The sequence below is a fragment of the Curtobacterium sp. MMLR14_010 genome (genome assembly GCF_001865015.1).
GTDB lineage: Bacteria > Actinomycetota > Actinomycetes > Actinomycetales > Microbacteriaceae > Curtobacterium.
The window spans coordinates 2,380-2,607 of sequence record NZ_MJGV01000036.1 but is presented as its reverse complement, the minus strand read 5'-3'; positions in this window follow the sequence as shown (position 1 = coordinate 2,607).

Genomic DNA, 228 nt, shown 5'->3' with positions numbered 1-228 from the left:
GCCGAGCTGCCCGACGACGAGAAGCCCACGCCGACGCCGCAGCAGCAGCACCTGCGCGAGGTGGCCGAGCAGGTGCGGGTGGGCGAGCGGCCGATGCCCTGAGGGGTGTGGGCGGGGTGGGTCTGCTCCCGCTCGCGCTGCTGCTCCCGCTCAGAGGCGGGCTGTTCCTTCCCACATCGAACGCGATGGGATGCGAGAACGCGCGTGGCGGGTCGGAAGGAACGACCC